Origin of the sequence: Aquimarina spongiae, from assembly GCF_900141785.1 — a bacterium.
In the GTDB taxonomy this organism is placed as follows: domain Bacteria; phylum Bacteroidota; class Bacteroidia; order Flavobacteriales; family Flavobacteriaceae; genus Aquimarina; species Aquimarina spongiae.
In genome coordinates, this window is the sequence record NZ_FQYP01000004.1 from 189,594 (window position 1) to 206,714 (window position 17,121).

Genomic DNA, 17,121 nt, shown 5'->3' on the forward strand with positions numbered 1-17,121 from the left:
AATCCAAAAACCCTATATCTCTTGTGGAAGTCCTGTTGCTATTGAATCTAATATCTTAAATGTAGTAAGCGTAGTTAAATATATCGACTCAAAAGAGATGGGAGCTTCTTGATCAGATGTTAAAGAATTAATGAAGGATTGTACCTCCTGTTTATGTCCTTTACCATCCAATTTTACCTTAATGGTTTTATTGTTTTTGTGAATTGTTCCATTTCTGAAATCATGAATTCGACCTATTTTCCCTCCAGAGAAAACTTCTATCAATTCTTTAGGTAAAGACTTATCCCCATTTCCTAAATACAAAAGGTTACCAATTGATCCATCTTCAAATGAAATGGTAATAGAAATATTGTCTTCGGGAGTTATCTTGTCATTTGAGGATTTTATACAATCAGCATATACTTTTACAGGTTTTGCATCAGTATAAAATTGCATTAGGTCAACAAAATGACACATTTCTCCAATTATTCTACCTCCACCTAAGTTTTTATTTTGCGTCCAGTGATCCTTTGGTATATGTCCAGCATTTACTCTGATATTTATTACCTTAGGTTCTCCGTTGTTTAAAAACTCTTCTTTTATCTTTACAGCAACTGGCGAAAATCTTCGATTAAAACCTACCATCAACTTTGCCTGGCCTGCTGCATATACTGCTTTCACTTCTTCAAGTTCTTCATAGTTCATTGCCAAAGGCTTTTCTACAAAAACATGTTTATTGGCTTTTAAAGCTTTAATTGTGTAAGGAGCATGAGAATTATGCGGTGTCGCGATAAATACAGTATTAATTTCTGTATTATCGATAATATCATTTGCCTCAGAAGAGGCATTATTAAAAGAAAATTTTTGAGCAACATTCTTTGCAGTAATGCCTTTGGTAGTTACTACAGTGTCTAGAGAAGCTCCATTATTCTTTGCATGTGGAATTAAATAACTTTGAGCAAAACTACCTGCTCCAATAAATCCAGCATTAATTTTTTGAACAGGGCTTGACTTGATATTTACTTTTGTTGTTGATTTCTCTTCGTTATCCGGATAAGACAATAAAATCCCTATATGAGGTTCTTCAACTTTTCCTAATACAATATCGTACGCTTTTTGCGCATCACTAACATCAAAAGTATGTGTAATTAGGTTCTTTAATTTGACCGTGCCTTGCGAAATTAGGGTGAGAAAGGTTTCCATGTTACGCTGTTCTGTATAACGCACATATGCATACGGATAATCATTTCCGTCTTCCTCATAACTTGTATCATATCTTCCAGGTCCGTACGAACAGGACATTCGCAGATCTAATTCTTTTCTATAAAAATCAGGATCTCTTGGCACATCCATCTTCACTGCTCCAACCACAATTACTTTCCCTTTTTTTCTACTTATTACTGCAGATAGTTCTATAGGATCATTGGTAGGTGCCGCCGCTGTAATGATAACACTATCAAAACCATGACCGTTTGTAAAATTGTCTATTGCTGTCAACAAATTGGAATCATTTCTTAGCAATGCTTGATCTGCCCCACTATCTTTTGCCAGGTCAATTAGTCCTTTTGATAAGTCTGTACCAAATACTTCACATCCATTTGCTTTCAGTAACTGAACGGTTATCTGGCCCAATAATCCCAAACCAATTACGCAAACCTTATCTCCTAATCTTGGTTCTGCCTGTCTTACCCCTTGCAACGCAATTGCTCCTAAAGTGGTAAAGCTTGCTTCTTCAAAACTAACGTTATCAGGTATCTTCGCCACCAAATTTTGAGGAATACTAACTACTTCTGCATGTGACGCATAATCCTGTCCGGCGCATGCAACTCTATCTCCGGGTTTGAACCTGCTATCGCTGTCCATTGAAGCAGCCACAACTCCCGAAGTGCTATATCCTAATGCCTTTAGTGAGTCTAGTTTTGTTTTCACTTTATCAAGAGTAGCTTTGATTCCTTCCTTCTTAATATTTTGAAGTACCTGAGCTACCAAATCTGGTCGCTGTTTGGCTTTACCTATAAGGTTGGCCTTGGCTACTTTTACTGTTCCTCTTTCGGTTCCTGCGCTTATTAATGAGAATTTGTTTTCTACCAAAACCATTTTTTCTGCAATAGAAGGTTTTGGTACATCATCGACGTATAATTCCCCTGTTTTAAAATTCTGTATTACCTGTTTCATCCTTTAATATCTTTACATACATATCAATCAACTGATTGTGATATATCAAATTTTCTTTTTTGTTTAAAATCTTATCTTTTGAAGTATTCATTACATAGCTTACGCTTTTTGATAAATCTTCAATATCATCACTTTTGAATAAAATAGTTCCTTTTGGCCTTTCACATACGTCGCTTGCAATAGCTGGAATACCTAAATCCATAGCCTCCTGAATAGAGACTCCATAGCCGTCAGACAAATTAGGTCTTAGAAGGAACTTACAATTCTTAACATAATCCACTAGGTTTTCATTAAAAACAACTTCTATGTTTTCGGTCACGTCATACTTTTGCATTAATTCTTCCAAGTACTCCACATCTGAATCTGATTGACTTCCAATCATAAAAAGCATGGTAAATTTATCTTTGTTTTCACTTAAAAACTGAAAGGTCAAAGGTACATTATATATTTCATTTGATAGCTTTTGATTGAACTTCCAAACGCTGAAAAGAAATATTTCTTTAGTACTATTAATTTTCTTGTCAGCAATCACTGTAGGAGGAACATACGCGGGTAAAAATATAGATGACACTCCCTTCTCATTTAAGTAGTCATTCAAGTTCTTTGATACCGAAATAAATGTTGTCTTTCTGGTAACCGCCAGCAAAAGCAATACCAAAGATCTTACAATTTTGTGATACCCTAGTATCCTCTCAGAATGGATGGTAACAAAAACCTTCTCTCTTCTGAATAGTGAAAACAGAGGATAGTATAAGAAGTGGAAGAAAAAAAATTGATGGAAATGAAACAATCCATATCTTTTGGTAAACAATAGTTTTATATACCAAAAAAGGTTCTTTTTTGTAGCAAGCACATTTTTTTGTTCCTGATAGCCATGATTGTAGATCTGATATGGAATCTTACTTTCATTCAAAAAAGGTTCTATTCTCTTTACATGAACAGATATACCACCTAAAGGTGGTGGATAAGGTCCGAAAATAGCTAGTTCTTTATTCATGAGTTTTTGATAGTAAAAAGCAATAAAAAAATCCTACAAACATTATTCCTTGAGCTCTAAATAAAGTCTCTGTAACTGCAGTAGCTGCAACGATCAAAAAAAAGGAATACAACACAAAATCTTTTCTTTTAATACCTTGATAAAGCAACATGAACACTATAGAAAGGAAACTTAAAAGCAATGGCAACCCACCCATCAAAAGGGATTCTAAATAAGTATTGTGCACATTATAGGTTCTTTCAAGAAAAATCGAATGTCCTTCTTGCTTATATTTTTGTAATAGTATTTTCTTGTTGGATCCAGTACCGTGTCCAAGAATTGGGTTATCCTTTATTAAATCCAAAGCATCTTGCCACAATAACAGTCTGCCTTGTTCCTCGGCCGTTTTATTTTTAATAAATTCTTTGTTGTTATACTTATATTCATACTTGTACCCAAGGGTATATAAGACCCGTTCTTTAACGATAGGAATATTCCAAGCTACAATAAGTAAAAATAGGATGGATAACAAATACGCTAAAACCGTTTTGATAATTACTTCTTTAGATTTTGAGCTTAATACCTTTGTGATATAGAGCAGGGAAATCCCTAAAAAAACCACATAACCCATTCTACTTCCTGCTAGTAATACACCGGCTATTTGTATCAATAAGGTTATCCAGAACAGCCCCTTTTTTTTGAATAATAGATCTTTGTTAAAAACAACTAAGCTTAGAGATAATAGCGTGTACATGGAAACATAGGTAGGGTGCTGATCAAAAATTTCCAGAAAATCAAACCTATAAAAAAAGTACCAGTTAAAATGTCCTCCAGATAAAGAAAAAACAACTTGCCGATAAACAGCATTGATCAAACATACTACGTATAAAAGTGTTACTGCATGTATAAACACCTTTGAAACTAAATGACGCTGACTTTTTTCTAATGGTTTTATTGTCAAAAAAACCAGAGGAAGAACTAAATATGGAAGATGTCTATTTATAACTTTAAACCCTTCTTTAGGTACTTCGGAGTATGTCAATCCAAGTGCCAATAAAACAAAAAATAAGATTAATAACTGCACACTATTTGGCCTTACAATATTTTTGAAATCAAGATCCTTAAAATTAATAAGCCAAGTAGCCAACAATGCCATTAGCCCAATAGAGGCTGTTGCAATCGAAAATAAGTATCCTATTGCAGCAATAGAACATCCTATTGTAAACAAATTTCTTCTGTTAAGAGTCAATCCCATATTCTTTATAAATACCTAAAATTTGATCTACCGTGTATTTGCTGCCTACATTTGTTAGTACTTCTTGTAAATCTTCGGTTGTAAACCTCCTTTTATATTTCTTTGCTGGTATTCCATATGCAATACAATAAGGAGGGATATAATGATTTACTATGGCTCCGCTCGAAACAACTGCTCCTTCGCATATGTATGCATTTGTAAGCATTGTTGTATTAGCTCCAACCCAAACACCATCTTCTAAAACAATTTTTTTGTCTACAACAGCTTTTTCTGGAGCAAAACGAATATGATTGTCTGTATACTCTAAATCGTGATCGCCTCCAAAAATTTTACAAAAAGGTCCAAACATTATGTGATTGCCTATTTCAACAGGAATATATTTGTTGGTTACAAAGTATCCATATGGACCAGAATAAAAATTATCTCCTATCCTAAAAAATTGTGGGTTCCTTAATTCTGAAGCGTATCCAAACTTAAAATTCTTTCCACAAAAATTTAGTTTCCATTTCAGGTATGGCCTATAGATAAATATGTTGTAGCACCTATGTATGAATTGAAGTATCATTGTTGTTTAATTTTAGGTTTAGTGCAGGATCATATAAAGCATTAGATCTATTGATATATATAGCTACAATTACAAAATATAATGCATTTACAGCCGAAGCAAAGAAGTGTCCTCCAAAAAAGGCCAAAAAGAAATAAGAAAACATGAAAAACATTTGAAATGGCAGTTTATAACGCCCTGCAAAGATAAATTTCATTGTTAACAATAAGTAAATTATCGCTCCTAATAATCCAAAGAAGAAAAACAAATCCAAAAAATCCATTTCAAAAGCCTTTATATTTTGATTTTGTCCACCCATCAAAAAATTAATAATATTCCAATCGCCAACTGTTCTTGTAATCTCGTTGTAAAATATAATATCTCTTCCAGAGAGCAGCATTGTCGTTAATCCTACCCGTTCAGCTTGGCTTGAATAATATTGATAGATTGTTGTTTGAGGAAAAATGATCACACCAATGATAATTCCTAGGATAATCACAATAAAAAAGTTCCTCAAGAAATTTTTATTGGCTCTAAAATGAAACAAGAATAAAAACACCAAAAAGATATAAATACCTTTGGTCCCTAGAAGGATAGCTCCTAGTATAGACAGTAAAAACAACAATCTTTCTTTTCGTCCCAACACAACAAATCTAACATAAGAGACCGTAACGCCAAGTACATAAAACAAGGTTGCTTCATTTCTTTTAGGAATCAACCCACTAAACCCAAATCTATCTCTAAAAGGGTACGATCTTACGATTTCTAGATCTAGCAAAAGACCTGCAATTGCTATAATAATATTAATGAGAAATAGGATATAAAAGCAATAAACCAATTTCAACAGCAAATCTTCCCTTTTACCAAAAACGTATTCTACTATTGGATAAATGAGTAAAGCAAAAATATATTTGTTGAATATTTTGACATTTACTGCAAAATCTCCCATAGTTTGAGCCATTTTGCTTAATAATGTGAATTGTCCTAGCAGAAAAAAAACAAGTATAATAGCCAGCCCTATATACAACTCTACAATTCTCTTATTAGCTATGGATAAGGCAAGAGCAATAAAAATAATTTCGAATACAAATCGTGCAAATATAGAAACCGACTGACCAGAACCATGCACATCTAAATATTTGTTGGTCGCATCTGCAATAAAAAACATGATCATTGCAAACAATATCAAATAATATAAACCTTTACTAAGTTTGATATCCAAAATTTAGAATTTAGAATTGTGTACTATTTGGTTCTTCTTTTATCCACATAATTATAAAGGTTGACAACAATAAAACTGGGTAAAAAAGTAACCATATAAAGAGCTAAAGTTGCTAGTTTAAAATGGTTTTTTAAAGATATTCTTAGATTTTTCCTTGATTTCTTCTTATTTACATTTTTCCACAAATACAATTTACCAAGATAGAGATGATATTTACTCTTTTTGAAATTTAAATTGGTATTACCGTGCTTTTTTATTTCAAAAAGCCTATCTCGATCTTCATCCGAGATGGATTCATTGACTAGCGTCCTTTGTCTAATCGCCAGATATTCTGACATAAACTCTTTGTTCGACGTAATAGATGTAGAAACTAATCTATAGTGTAACAAAGGTTCTTGTAGACTATATAAATCTCCGTATTTGAGCATTTTTTTAAATAGCAAATGATCTTCAAAATACTGTTTTATTTTTTCATAGTATCCTCCGCATTTTTGAGCTACATCGGTTCTATAAAAAACAGTAGGATGTGCAATAGGACACATCTGAAGTATATTTTCTCTTATTTGATCCGGACTCATTGTATTTACATAAGAAAATATGAGATCACCTTCTTCTTCCATGTAGGTAATACCACCTCCCAAAGCAACAAGGTTAGGGTTTTTTTCCATATAATCAAATTGCTTTTCAAGTCGATCCGGTACACTAAAATCATCTGCATCCATTCTTGCAATGTACTTTCCTTTAGCAACAAATAATCCTGTATTCAGTGCAGCAGAAAGCCCTCCATTTTCTCTCTTTATATAGCGAATCCGATCATCCTGATATTCTTGAATGATCTTTTCAGAGCTATCCGTTGACCCATCGTTTACGATAATAAATTCAAAATCTTTAAACGTTTGATTCAAAATACTATCGATAGCTTCTCGCAGATGTCTCTCGCCGTTATACACCGACATTAGAACAGAAATATCCATAACAAACTCCTTTTAGGATTTCAATTCTTTGTAAATAACAATTGCTTCTTCTACATCTTTGGCAAAGTACGAGTCGTTTACATTGCTTAACCAGGTTTCATAAAATCTCTTGTTTTTACCATAACTATTGTCGACTATAATGGACGGAATTCCTAATAGCAGAGAAAGAATATGCCCATGAAGTCTGGTGGTAATATTTAGGTCGTAACTACTCAAAAAATCAATTCCTATATCCACAAAATTATCTCTTTTACGATATGGTAGAAAACCAAAAGTTCTAAAAGAATCCAGACCTTCTTTATCATTGTTAAGAAGAGTTTCGGAAATTCTTCTATTAAGTCCAGTATATTTCTTCTTAATATATTCTATAACATCCATATTGTATGTGGGCCAATCCTTTACTTCAAAATCTGAAAATTGCTTCTCATCTATCTCAGAAGCTAATTCTTTATCAATACGTTTTAAAATAAGATCTTTAGATTTTGTTGTCTTCACCTTTTTTTCTAATGAAGATGAAAAAGCCATATCCGGCACCATTAAGATTTTACAAGAATTAAAATGTTCATTTAATAATTCATAAGAAAATGAGTCTCTAGCGCAAATAGTGATGTTACCATGATTATTAAATATCTTGGCTGCTTCTACCAGTTTGCTTTTATCCCCAAATTGAACGGATTGTGGGAAAATAATAATCCTGTTTTCAGGGTAATCTTTTATGATTTTTTCTCTGAATTTTTGATGTAAAACCCAAACATCGCCAAAATTACCTCCACCATGTAACAAGATAATAGTGTCTTTATCAATTTTTGGATTTCTATGATATCCTAATGAAGATATAAACAAACAATTATGAGGAATTTGCTTTAAAAAATCATGCTCTCCTCTCCATATTAATTGATCTCCAATATTCCTATGTTCAGGTACATCGAATAGAACATAATCACCATCAATTAAATCGAATAGATTATCATTAATTATTTTTTTTAAATCTAGAATAGAATTAATCATTAGCTTGTTTTTTCAAATTGTAAATCATTCTTTTAGAAAATAGTATAACGGGGTATATCTTAAATATATTAATATACCCTTCTGTTTGAAGAAAAAAAACTTCTCTAGTCTTTTTATTCATTAGATTCATAAGATAAGATGCCAAAATCTTGGCACCCAAAGTAGCATATGCTGCTCCAAGCCCTCCATACAAGGGTATCAAAGCAAAATTTAGACTAACATTAACCAAGGCGCCTACACCAGTTCGATAAAAGGTATATTTCTGTAAATCTGTAGCTACATACCAAACACCACTAACGACCGCAGAAAACACGATTAAACAGGACCATATATGAACATTAAATATCGGAACAGAAGATGCATATTCTTGCCCATATAAAAATGTAATAATCACTTCAGAAAACAGACTAAATCCTAATATAAGTATTACAGATAAAAAAGATAAAAGAGTCATTAATTCTAATATCCTGTCCTTAAACTTTTTATAATTTGTGTTTTTTAATGCAACGATTTCGGAATAAAATGAATTTACTACTACCGTAGGGATAAAAAACCATACTTCTGACAATTTATTGGCTACGGCGTAGTACCCTACTTGTTCGGAATCTGATAGAAATTCAATCATCACTTGATCCAACTTGGTATATACCACATAAAAAATACTAGATAAAATAAGTGGAGATGAACTTATCAATAGTTCTTTGGCCAATGATGTATCAAAATATGAAAACTTAAACTCTACCTCACTCTTGTTAAAAAAGTATATTAAGAGAAGTAGTGCGATAAAAAATTCAATCAAAATTGCGTAGGCAAAGGTCAATAAGCTTACGTTTAAGAAGATCAGTATTAATTTTAAAATACTAGAAATAATAAATCCAACATTTTTGGAAATAACAACATACTTGGATTTTACTTTTGCAAGGAATAAGGATCCAAAAACATCTCCTGCTTGGAAAAAAAGTTGAAATGAAATTATTAAAATAAAAAAAAACTTAGATAACCCATATAGGTAAAATGCTGTCAACACCGATACGACAAACAATATAAAACCTGAGCATATTCTGAGAACGATACTGGTAGAAATAATTTCATCCGTTTTTGATGGGCTTTTGGTTATTTCTCTTACCAAGATAGGTTCCATCCCTAACATTGAAACAACCAAAAAAAAGTATAAGAAAGAAACACAAAAGCTCAATTCTCCATATTCTGTAGGACCTAAGTATTTGGCTAAATAAATACTAACCAAAACCCCCAAGCTCATTCTTAGAATTTTATCAAAAAAAAGCCATAGAATATTCTTTACAATTTTATTTTGTTGTTTAAAGAATTTCATTCAAAACAATAAAGTTATAATATTCTAATTAAGCACTCCACAAAAATCCAGTACCACCTTATTCTCTGGGATATTCAAACCTTTGAACTCATCATGTGCAACCAAAAATACTACTATGTCAGCTTTTTCTGCAGCCTCCGCGTAGTCTGTTAACTTAAATATGTTATGAGATTCAATATTTGGCTCTACTATATAGTACTCTTCGTTATTGGCATTTTGCAGTACTTTTTGAGCAATATATTTTGCCGGAGATTCTCTTAAGTCATCAATATTTGGTTTAAAAGCAAGACCCATTAATGCAATTCTTGGCTTTTTACCATTTTTTAGTTCAAATTCAAGTTTTGCATTTTTAACCTTCTCGGCACACCAAAATGATTTATAATTATTTATCTCTCTTGCTTTTCCTATAATCTGAGATTCCATTGGGTAATCTGCTACTATAAAATAAGGATCTACCGCGATACAATGACCTCCTACTCCACAACCAGGTTGTAAGATATTTACTCTTGGGTGCTTGTTCGCCAATTGTATCAATTCCCAAACATTGATATCTGCTTTATCACAGATTAGAGATAATTCATTGGCAAATGCAATTTGAACATCTCTAGAAGAGTTTTCTACCAATTTACACATCTCTGCGGTTCTGGCATTAGTCTTATGCAAATCCCCTTTGATAAACTGGCGATAAAAATCAGCAGCTTTATCCGTAGATTTCTGATCAACCCCTCCTATTACTCTATCATTATGCACAAGCTCATACATCACATTACCCGGAAGAACTCGTTCTGGGCAGTATGCTACATATAATTTATCTTTTAACTCTGGACGTTCACCATAAATTAGATTCAGCATTTTTTCGGTAGTTCCAATTGGAGAAGTAGATTCTATGATATATAAATCCCCTTCTTTTAACAACGGAATAATTCCTTTGGTTGCTGATTCTACAAAAGAAATATCAGGTTCATTTTTACCCTTGAAAGGTGTTGGAACCACTATAAGATAAGTGTCGGCTTCTACAGGAGTAACAGAGGCTTTTAAATACCCTCCTTTTACAGCATTTTCCACTGCTTGATCCAATTCAGGTTCGATAATATGGATCTTTCCATTATTTACAGTTTCTACAACTTTCGGATTGATATCAACCCCATGAACATATGTTTTATTTTGAGCAATTAACGCAGCTGTTGGGAGCCCAATGTATCCCAAACCGATCATTACTACCCCTGGCTTAGTGTCCATAATCAGTACTTTTTATGTATTCAACAATTCGTTGGCAGGCTTTTCCATCTCCATATGGATTGTGAAGTTTACTCATGCTTTCGTAGGATTTGCTGTCCTTCAAAAGCCTCTGAGCTTCAGCAACTATTTTCTCTTTATCTGTTCCTACCAAAATTACTGTGCCTGCTTCAACCGCTTCAGGCCTTTCTGTTGTGTTTCTCATTACCAATACAGGTTTCCCTAAACTTGGAGCTTCTTCTTGAACACCACCACTATCTGTAATAATTAGATACGATTGATTCATTAACCATACAAAAGCTGGATATGATTGTGGTGCTATTAGTTGAATGTTTTCGACCGTATCCAGAAGCTGATAAACCGGTTTCTGGACATTAGGGTTCAAATGTACCGGATAGATAATTTGAGTGTCAGGATTCAATAGTGCAATTTCATTTAAAGCCTCGCAAATTCTAATAAATCCTTCTCCGTGGTTTTCTCGTCGGTGTCCTGTAACTAAAATTAGCTTTTTTTGATTGTCAATGATTTTCTTAAGCTCGTTAACTTCGTTATCCTCAAAATCATTGGAGTTTACTTTTTCTACACTGAACTTTAAGGCATCTATAACTGTATTTCCTGTTATCAGTATCGTATCTTCTGACTTATTTTCATTAATCAGATTTTGCTTCGAAGTTTCGGTTGGAGAAAAATGAATGTCTGAGATTACTCCAGTTACGGATCTATTCATTTCTTCTGGAAATGGAGATTGCATATTAAATGTTCGTAAACCCGCTTCTACATGACAAACTTTTGCTCCGGAATAAAAAGCTGCAATACTCGAAGCCATAGTCGTCGTGGTATCACCATGCACAAATACAAAGTCAGGACTGAAATTCTCCAAAACATCTTTCATCCCAGTGATAATATCAGAAGTAAGTGTGTACAGGTTTTGATTTGGTTTCATAAGATTCAAATCAAAATCAGGAACAATATCAAAAAATGCTAAAACCTGGTCTAGCATTTCTCTGTGTTGGGCAGTAATACAAACCCTTGTATCAAAAATATCTTTATGTTTTTGGAATTCTTTTACTAAAGGAGCCATTTTGATTGCTTCAGGCCTTGTTCCAAAAACGATTAAGTTTTTTTTCATTAGTTAATCGAATGTAAATTTCTTAACGAATCTTTCCAGTGCAAAATGGTATTTTTCAAAACTTTAATTGTTTTCTCTTTGCTTAAAACACCATATTTTGGTCTGACTGCAAAAGTAGGGTAATTATCTGTTTTTTCTAGTTTTATCTCACTAAGTTTTCCTGAAGCTCTTAAAATTTCTTCTGCAAAATCATGCCATGTAGCTTCACCGAGATTACTGTAATGATAAAGACCGTAATCTGAGGAATTTGAAGACACTATTTCAAGAATAAATTTGGCTAAATCATGAGCATTTGTAGGGGTTCCTGTTTCTGAGGCAGTAATAGTAAGTTGCTTTTCTGTTCTAGATTTTCTCAAGATTGTTTTGAAAAAATTATGTCCATACTTTGAATATAGCCATGAAGTTCGGATGATAAAATATTTATCCAGTATCTTCAGAATTTCTTTTTCACCTTCAAGCTTAGATTTTCCATATTCGTTGATTGGATTAGGAAGGTCCTCTTCGGTATATGGTGTCTCTTTTTTTCCATCAAAAACATAATCGGTAGAAATGTGAATCAACGTCGCATCATTTTTTTTACAAGCTTCTGCTATATTTTTGACACCAATAGCATTTACCATAAATGCTTTCTTTGATTCTTTTTCTGCTAGCTCAACATTGGTGTAGGCGGCGCAGTTAATCACTATATCATAAGAAACTTTATCAAAGTAATCCTCTATCTCTTTTGTATTGCTAATATCTAGTTCTTCGGAACTAGTGAAATCAAAGTCGAAATCAGGATATTGATCTTTTATATCAAACAAGCACTGTGCCAGTTGGCTTTTGGATCCTGTTATTAAAACGTTCTTTCTTTCTGAATTATAATTCATTTAATAGCTCCTTAAAAGAAGGTAGTTCTTTGTCCTTGTCGGATAAAATAATTTCACTCTTATCCCATTTCCAATCGATACCGAGATCTGCATCATCAAATCTTATGCCTGACTCTGATTCTTTATGATAATAGTTATCGCATTTGTATGAAAAAATAGAACTTTCACTTAAGGTTAAAAAACCATGTGCAAAACCCCTGGGAATATACAATTGATAATTATTTTTTTCATTCAATATTACCGAAAAGGACTGCTTAAAGGTCTTCGAATCTTTTCTAAGATCTACCACAACATCTAACACTTCTCCTCTAACTACTCTCACCAACTTGGCTTGCGCAAAATCTCCTTTTTGAAAATGAAGCCCTCTTAGAACTCCTTTTGTCGAAAAGGATTGATTATCTTGAATAAAATCGACATCAACTCCTGTTTTTCCGACAAATTCTTGTTGATTAAAACTCTCAAAAAAATAACCTCTATTATCCTTATAAACTCCTGGTTCGACAATAAAACACCCTTCTAAAAAAGTAGGTTTTACATTCATCTCTGATCTAATTGTAGTAAGTACTTGCCATATCCACTTTTTATAAGTGGTTGTGCTAAATTATGTAGTTGTTCTTTGGAAATAAATCCTTTTTTAAAAGCCATTTCTTCTATGGCTCCAATTTTTAATCCTTGTCTTTCTTCTATGACTTGTACAAATTGAGAAGCTTGCATTAATGATTGAAATGTGCCGGTGTCCAGCCATGCAGTTCCTTTGTCTAATATGCTTACTTTTAATTTTCCCTTCTTTAAATACGCATTATTAACATCGGTTATTTCCAATTCTCCTCTTGCACTTGGTGTAATTGCTTTTGCGATTTCTACTACCTCATTGTCGTAGAAATATATTCCAGGCACCACGTAGTTTGACTTTGGTTGCTTTGGTTTTTCTTCAATAGAAATTGCGTGACCGCTTTTGTCAAACTCTACTACACCATAGCGTTCTGGATCTTGTACATGATAAGCGTAAATAATTCCTCCATCAGGATTATTATTGCTCTCTAAAAGATCTTCAAGGCCAGAACCATAGAAAATATTATCTCCCAAGATTAGGGCTACCTTATCCTCACCAATAAAATCTTCTCCAATAATAAACGCTTCGGCTAATCCATTGGGTTGTTCTTGTGAGGCATATTCAAATCTACATCCGTATTGCGTTCCATTACCCAATAATTTTTCAAAAAGAGGTAAGTCTTCTGGTGTAGAAATGATTAAAATTTCCTGAATACCAGCACTCATCAATGTAGAAAGTGGATAATATATCATCGGTTTATCATACACTGGCATTAATTGTTTACTAACTGCTAATGTAAGCGGATGCAATCTTGTTCCAGAACCTCCTGCTAGTATTATTCCTTTCATTTGCTATACTTATTAATATACCATCTTATTGTTTTCAGAATACCGGACTCAAAGTTTTCTTCTGCTTTCCAACCTAATTTGCTTTCAATTTTGGTAGCGTCAATTGCATATCTGAAATCATGTCCCGGGCGATCTTTTACAAATGTAATTAGTTCTTGATAAGATGCTGAATTCTTTCTAGGCCTTAACTCATCAAGTACCTTACATATTGTTTTGGCAATATATAAGTTATTTCTTTCATTTTTACCTCCAATATTATAGGTTTCTCCACTTTCTCCGTTAAAAAAAGCAAGTTCAATACCTTTACAATGATCTAATACGTATAGCCAATCCCTAATATTCTTACCCTCACCGTAAATCGGAATTGGACGTTCAGCAAGTGCATTTCTTATAATTGTAGGGATCAATTTTTCATCATGTTGTTTAGGTCCATAATTATTTGAGCAATTGGTCGTAACGACATTCATCCCATAGGTATGAAAATAACTTCTTACAATAAAGTCAGAAGAAGCTTTTGAAGCGCTGTACGGACTATTGGGTGCATAGGGTGTAGATTCTTCAAAAAGACCTGTATCACCTAAACTTCCATATACCTCATCGGTAGAAATATGATGAAAACGGCATTCTTTATACTCTTCTTTATAGGTATTGGGAGATTTCATCCAGTAATTCCTAGCTACATCAACAAGAACAAATGTACCAAAGACATTTGTGTTAATAAATTCATCCGGACTTACAATAGAATTATCGACATGGGATTCTGCAGCAAAATGTATTACTCCTTTGATATCATATTGCTCAAAAACATCTTGTATCAGCCCTCTGTCGCATATGTCTCCTTTTATGAATGTGTAATTTTTTGCTTCTGCAACTTCAGAAAGGTTATCTACCGTTCCTGCATAGGTAAGTTTATCTACATTAACTACATGGAAGTCGGGGTACATCTTTATCAAATAAGGAATAAAATTAGATCCTATAAACCCGGCTCCACCAGTAATTAAAATGTTTTTCATAATTTACTTAATATAAACTTCTAATAATTTCATATCAGAATGATCACTTTCTAACTGAATATTCTTAATCATGGAAGGGATTAAAATAGTTTCTCCCATGGATATAGGAATATCACTATTCTCGGAAACTATCTTACCTTGTCCTTCTACACAAAGGAAAACGACAAAAGAATCTATATCATTATACACTCTGCTAAAACTTTTATCAACTTGAATAAAATTAGTTGTAAAATATTGATTAGAGATCATTTCATTGGGTTGATTTGACCCTTCTTTATATTTAATCTTTGAACTGTTCTTATTCTCGTAAGCAAGAGCTTCCAAAGCCAGTTCTGTATGTAATTCCCTTCTGTTTCCTTGATCATCAACTCGATCCCAATCATAAACCCGATAGGTAATGTCTGAGGTCTGTTGTATTTCTGCTATCATCGTCCCCTTACCAATGGCATGAATAATACCAGCAGTAATAATATAACTATCTCCTTTTGTAATATGTTCAATGTTCAACAAATCAACTAATCGATTCTCTTTCAGGTACTGTTGATATTCTTCTTGATTTGTGGCCTTGTTGAAATCTACAATTAGCTTTGCATCATCATCTGCCTGAATTACATACCACATTTCTGTCTTCCCAAAAGAATTATGACGTTCTTTTGCCAAACGATCATCTGGATGTAACTGAATTGACAGATCATCGTGTGCATCTATAAATTTGATCAACAAAGGAAACTGATCACCAAACGACTCATATACTTTATTCCCTAATAAACTACCTTTATGTTTTTTTATTAGATGATTTAATTTTTCACCTTCAAAAATCCCGTTAGATACAATAGAAATGTTCTCTCCAACGGTAGAAATCTCCCAACTTTCTCCAATATTTCCATCTATATTTGGTTTGTTGAGAATTGTTCTTAATTTATCTCCCCCCCATATTTTGTCTTTCAGAATAGGATAAAATTTGAATGGATATAACATGATAATAGGTTTTACATAGTTACTTTCAATTTTTTAAGGGGTAATTACATAAAGACTCTATTCTTGGTTTACAAAATTAACCACGGATTTAAATAAGAAACTAAAGAAATATATGCCAATTGCTATTCCTACAAAAATTAATGGAATAACAAATAGCATTCTTTTTGACAGTTGTTTTTGTTTTGAAATAATGCCAGTATCCTTAACAACAGAGTAAATTTCCTTATTTAATTCTAATGATCTTTCTTGAAATCGAACCGTAGTCAACAATTCTTCTTTTCGTTTTATTAATGATGCAATAGTTGGTGTTTCTGTCTCTGAAGCAAATACAATTTTACCTTCGTTCTCATTAGGATTCTTGCTCAAATTATCCAGGTAATCATTAATAAAAGCTAATGTTTTTCTGTTTTGTTCGACTTCTCCCTTAAGTTGTTGGAGTTCTAAACTAACAATCTTTTTGAAATACTCATTAGATTTTAAGTGCTTCAGAATTGCGGCAACTATTTTTGTATTCTCTGGATTTGAATTTTTAAAGATTAATGTAAGCTTATGTTCTTTATAGAAATTACGATATTTTCTTTCTCTAAGAAGGTTATCGTCATAATCCTCAGTAAAAGATTCTTTATCCTGTATTTGAGTTAATATTTCTTCTGAACGAATTACAGGCTGCAGAGTAATCTTATCTACATTTTTTACCAACTCCAAATCTAAACCAAATTTCAAAACATAATTATCATCCTTGAAGTTGTCCTGTAGATCTTCAACAAAATCGTATAAATACTCTACTGATTTATACTTTGGCTCTATAATCACTTCTTGAACAAAACTGTTTTTTTTGTCTTGAAATTGGTCCATAAAATAACCCAGTCCTCCCCCAAGTACTCCTAATATGAGAAAGAGAATTATTTTTTTCTTAATGAATAAAACTGCATCAACAAATAAACTTAATACTTTTCTAAAAAACTCTTTGATCATTGCAAAAAGTTGCATTAAATCCATTTCTTCGTTTTGATTGGCTTGACTCATTTT

At 32.8% G+C, this 17,121-nt stretch carries 16 protein-coding genes; all 16 read right to left on the minus strand.

Features of this window, described 5'->3' with window-relative positions; all coding sequences use genetic code 11:
- Positions 1-12 precede the first annotated feature (12 nt).
- From BUE24_RS10600 to BUE24_RS10675, 16 genes are read right to left on the minus strand one after another with little or no spacing between them, the layout of a single operon-like run.
- The gene (locus BUE24_RS10600) at positions 13-2,154 is read right to left on the minus strand and encodes a bi-domain-containing oxidoreductase (RefSeq protein WP_073315993.1); all 2,142 of its coding nucleotides are present in this window, start codon (positions 2,152-2,154) and stop codon (positions 13-15) included.
- A complete protein-coding gene (locus BUE24_RS10605) occupies positions 2,129-3,151 on the minus strand; it encodes a glycosyltransferase (protein ID WP_073315994.1) in 1,023 nt (340 codons plus the stop codon). Before BUE24_RS10605 ends, BUE24_RS10600 begins: the two co-directional genes overlap by 26 nt.
- A complete protein-coding gene (locus BUE24_RS10610) occupies positions 3,144-4,385 on the minus strand; it encodes an O-antigen ligase family protein (protein ID WP_073315995.1) in 1,242 nt (413 codons plus the stop codon). Before BUE24_RS10610 ends, BUE24_RS10605 begins: the two co-directional genes overlap by 8 nt.
- Positions 4,369-4,950 carry an acyltransferase gene (locus tag BUE24_RS10615; RefSeq protein ID WP_073315996.1) on the minus strand — a complete coding sequence of 194 codons (582 nt, stop codon included), beginning with the start codon at positions 4,948-4,950 and terminating at the stop codon, positions 4,369-4,371. Before BUE24_RS10615 ends, BUE24_RS10610 begins: the two co-directional genes overlap by 17 nt.
- Positions 4,928-6,151, minus strand: coding sequence for a hypothetical protein (locus tag BUE24_RS10620; RefSeq protein ID WP_073315997.1), 1,224 nt, complete (start codon positions 6,149-6,151; stop codon positions 4,928-4,930). The genes BUE24_RS10615 and BUE24_RS10620 overlap by 23 nt, the downstream gene beginning before the upstream one ends.
- A 23-nt stretch (positions 6,152-6,174) precedes the next feature.
- Positions 6,175-7,125 carry a glycosyltransferase gene (locus tag BUE24_RS10625; RefSeq protein WP_073315998.1) on the minus strand — a complete coding sequence of 317 codons (951 nt, stop codon included), beginning with the start codon at positions 7,123-7,125 and terminating at the stop codon, positions 6,175-6,177.
- Positions 7,126-7,137: 12 nt separating this feature from the next.
- Positions 7,138-8,133, minus strand: coding sequence for a polysaccharide pyruvyl transferase family protein (locus BUE24_RS10630; protein ID WP_073315999.1), 996 nt, complete (start codon positions 8,131-8,133; stop codon positions 7,138-7,140).
- The gene (locus BUE24_RS10635) at positions 8,126-9,466 is read right to left on the minus strand and encodes a flippase (protein WP_073316000.1); all 1,341 of its coding nucleotides are present in this window, start codon (positions 9,464-9,466) and stop codon (positions 8,126-8,128) included. The genes BUE24_RS10630 and BUE24_RS10635 overlap by 8 nt, the downstream gene beginning before the upstream one ends.
- A gap of 24 nt (positions 9,467-9,490) precedes the next feature.
- Positions 9,491-10,705, minus strand: a complete 1,215-nt coding sequence (gene wecC, locus BUE24_RS10640) for a UDP-N-acetyl-D-mannosamine dehydrogenase (protein WP_073316001.1) — start codon at positions 10,703-10,705, stop codon at positions 9,491-9,493.
- Entirely contained in the window at positions 10,695-11,831 is a 1,137-nt protein-coding gene (gene wecB, locus BUE24_RS10645; RefSeq protein ID WP_073316002.1) for a non-hydrolyzing UDP-N-acetylglucosamine 2-epimerase, read from the minus strand. The genes wecC and wecB overlap by 11 nt, the downstream gene beginning before the upstream one ends.
- Positions 11,831-12,700 (minus strand): dTDP-4-dehydrorhamnose reductase, encoded by an 870-nt coding sequence (gene rfbD / locus BUE24_RS10650; RefSeq protein WP_073316003.1) that lies wholly within the window; start codon positions 12,698-12,700, stop codon positions 11,831-11,833. Before rfbD ends, wecB begins: the two co-directional genes overlap by 1 nt.
- A complete protein-coding gene (gene rfbC / locus BUE24_RS10655) occupies positions 12,690-13,241 on the minus strand; it encodes a dTDP-4-dehydrorhamnose 3,5-epimerase (protein WP_073316004.1) in 552 nt (183 codons plus the stop codon). Before rfbC ends, rfbD begins: the two co-directional genes overlap by 11 nt.
- A complete protein-coding gene (gene rfbA / locus BUE24_RS10660) occupies positions 13,238-14,101 on the minus strand; it encodes a glucose-1-phosphate thymidylyltransferase RfbA (RefSeq protein ID WP_073316005.1) in 864 nt (287 codons plus the stop codon). Before rfbA ends, rfbC begins: the two co-directional genes overlap by 4 nt.
- Positions 14,098-15,114 (minus strand): dTDP-glucose 4,6-dehydratase, encoded by a 1,017-nt coding sequence (rfbB, locus tag BUE24_RS10665; RefSeq protein WP_073316006.1) that lies wholly within the window; start codon positions 15,112-15,114, stop codon positions 14,098-14,100. The genes rfbA and rfbB overlap by 4 nt, the downstream gene beginning before the upstream one ends.
- A 3-nt stretch (positions 15,115-15,117) precedes the next feature.
- Positions 15,118-16,092: a type I phosphomannose isomerase catalytic subunit gene (locus tag BUE24_RS10670; protein WP_073316007.1), complete on the minus strand. Its 975-nt coding sequence runs from the start codon at positions 16,090-16,092 to the stop codon at positions 15,118-15,120.
- Positions 16,093-16,149: 57 nt separating this feature from the next.
- Positions 16,150-17,118 (minus strand): hypothetical protein, encoded by a 969-nt coding sequence (locus tag BUE24_RS10675; RefSeq protein ID WP_073316008.1) that lies wholly within the window; start codon positions 17,116-17,118, stop codon positions 16,150-16,152.
- Between the last annotated feature and the right edge of the window lie 3 nt (positions 17,119-17,121).

Coding starts and splice junctions, on each gene's coding strand:
- BUE24_RS10625 (WP_073315998.1), bottom strand. CDS start 7,125: ATGGATATTTCTGTTCTAATGTCGGTGTATAACGGCGAGAGACATCTG.
- BUE24_RS10615 (WP_073315996.1), bottom strand. CDS start 4,950: ATGATACTTCAATTCATACATAGGTGCTACAACATATTTATCTATAGG.
- BUE24_RS10610 (WP_073315995.1), bottom strand. CDS start 4,385: ATGGGATTGACTCTTAACAGAAGAAATTTGTTTACAATAGGATGTTCT.
- BUE24_RS10605 (WP_073315994.1), bottom strand. CDS start 3,151: ATGAATAAAGAACTAGCTATTTTCGGACCTTATCCACCACCTTTAGGT.
- rfbB (WP_073316006.1), bottom strand. CDS start 15,114: ATGAAAAACATTTTAATTACTGGTGGAGCCGGGTTTATAGGATCTAAT.
- wecB (WP_073316002.1), bottom strand. CDS start 11,831: ATGAAAAAAAACTTAATCGTTTTTGGAACAAGGCCTGAAGCAATCAAA.
- rfbC (WP_073316004.1), bottom strand. CDS start 13,241: ATGAATGTAAAACCTACTTTTTTAGAAGGGTGTTTTATTGTCGAACCA.
- BUE24_RS10670 (WP_073316007.1), bottom strand. CDS start 16,092: ATGTTATATCCATTCAAATTTTATCCTATTCTGAAAGACAAAATATGG.
- BUE24_RS10600 (WP_073315993.1), bottom strand. CDS start 2,154: ATGAAACAGGTAATACAGAATTTTAAAACAGGGGAATTATACGTCGAT.
- BUE24_RS10630 (WP_073315999.1), bottom strand. CDS start 8,133: ATGATTAATTCTATTCTAGATTTAAAAAAAATAATTAATGATAATCTA.
- BUE24_RS10635 (WP_073316000.1), bottom strand. CDS start 9,466: ATGAAATTCTTTAAACAACAAAATAAAATTGTAAAGAATATTCTATGG.
- rfbD (WP_073316003.1), bottom strand. CDS start 12,700: ATGAATTATAATTCAGAAAGAAAGAACGTTTTAATAACAGGATCCAAA.
- wecC (WP_073316001.1), bottom strand. CDS start 10,705: ATGGACACTAAGCCAGGGGTAGTAATGATCGGTTTGGGATACATTGGG.
- BUE24_RS10675 (WP_073316008.1), bottom strand. CDS start 17,118: ATGAGTCAAGCCAATCAAAACGAAGAAATGGATTTAATGCAACTTTTT.
- rfbA (WP_073316005.1), bottom strand. CDS start 14,101: ATGAAAGGAATAATACTAGCAGGAGGTTCTGGAACAAGATTGCATCCG.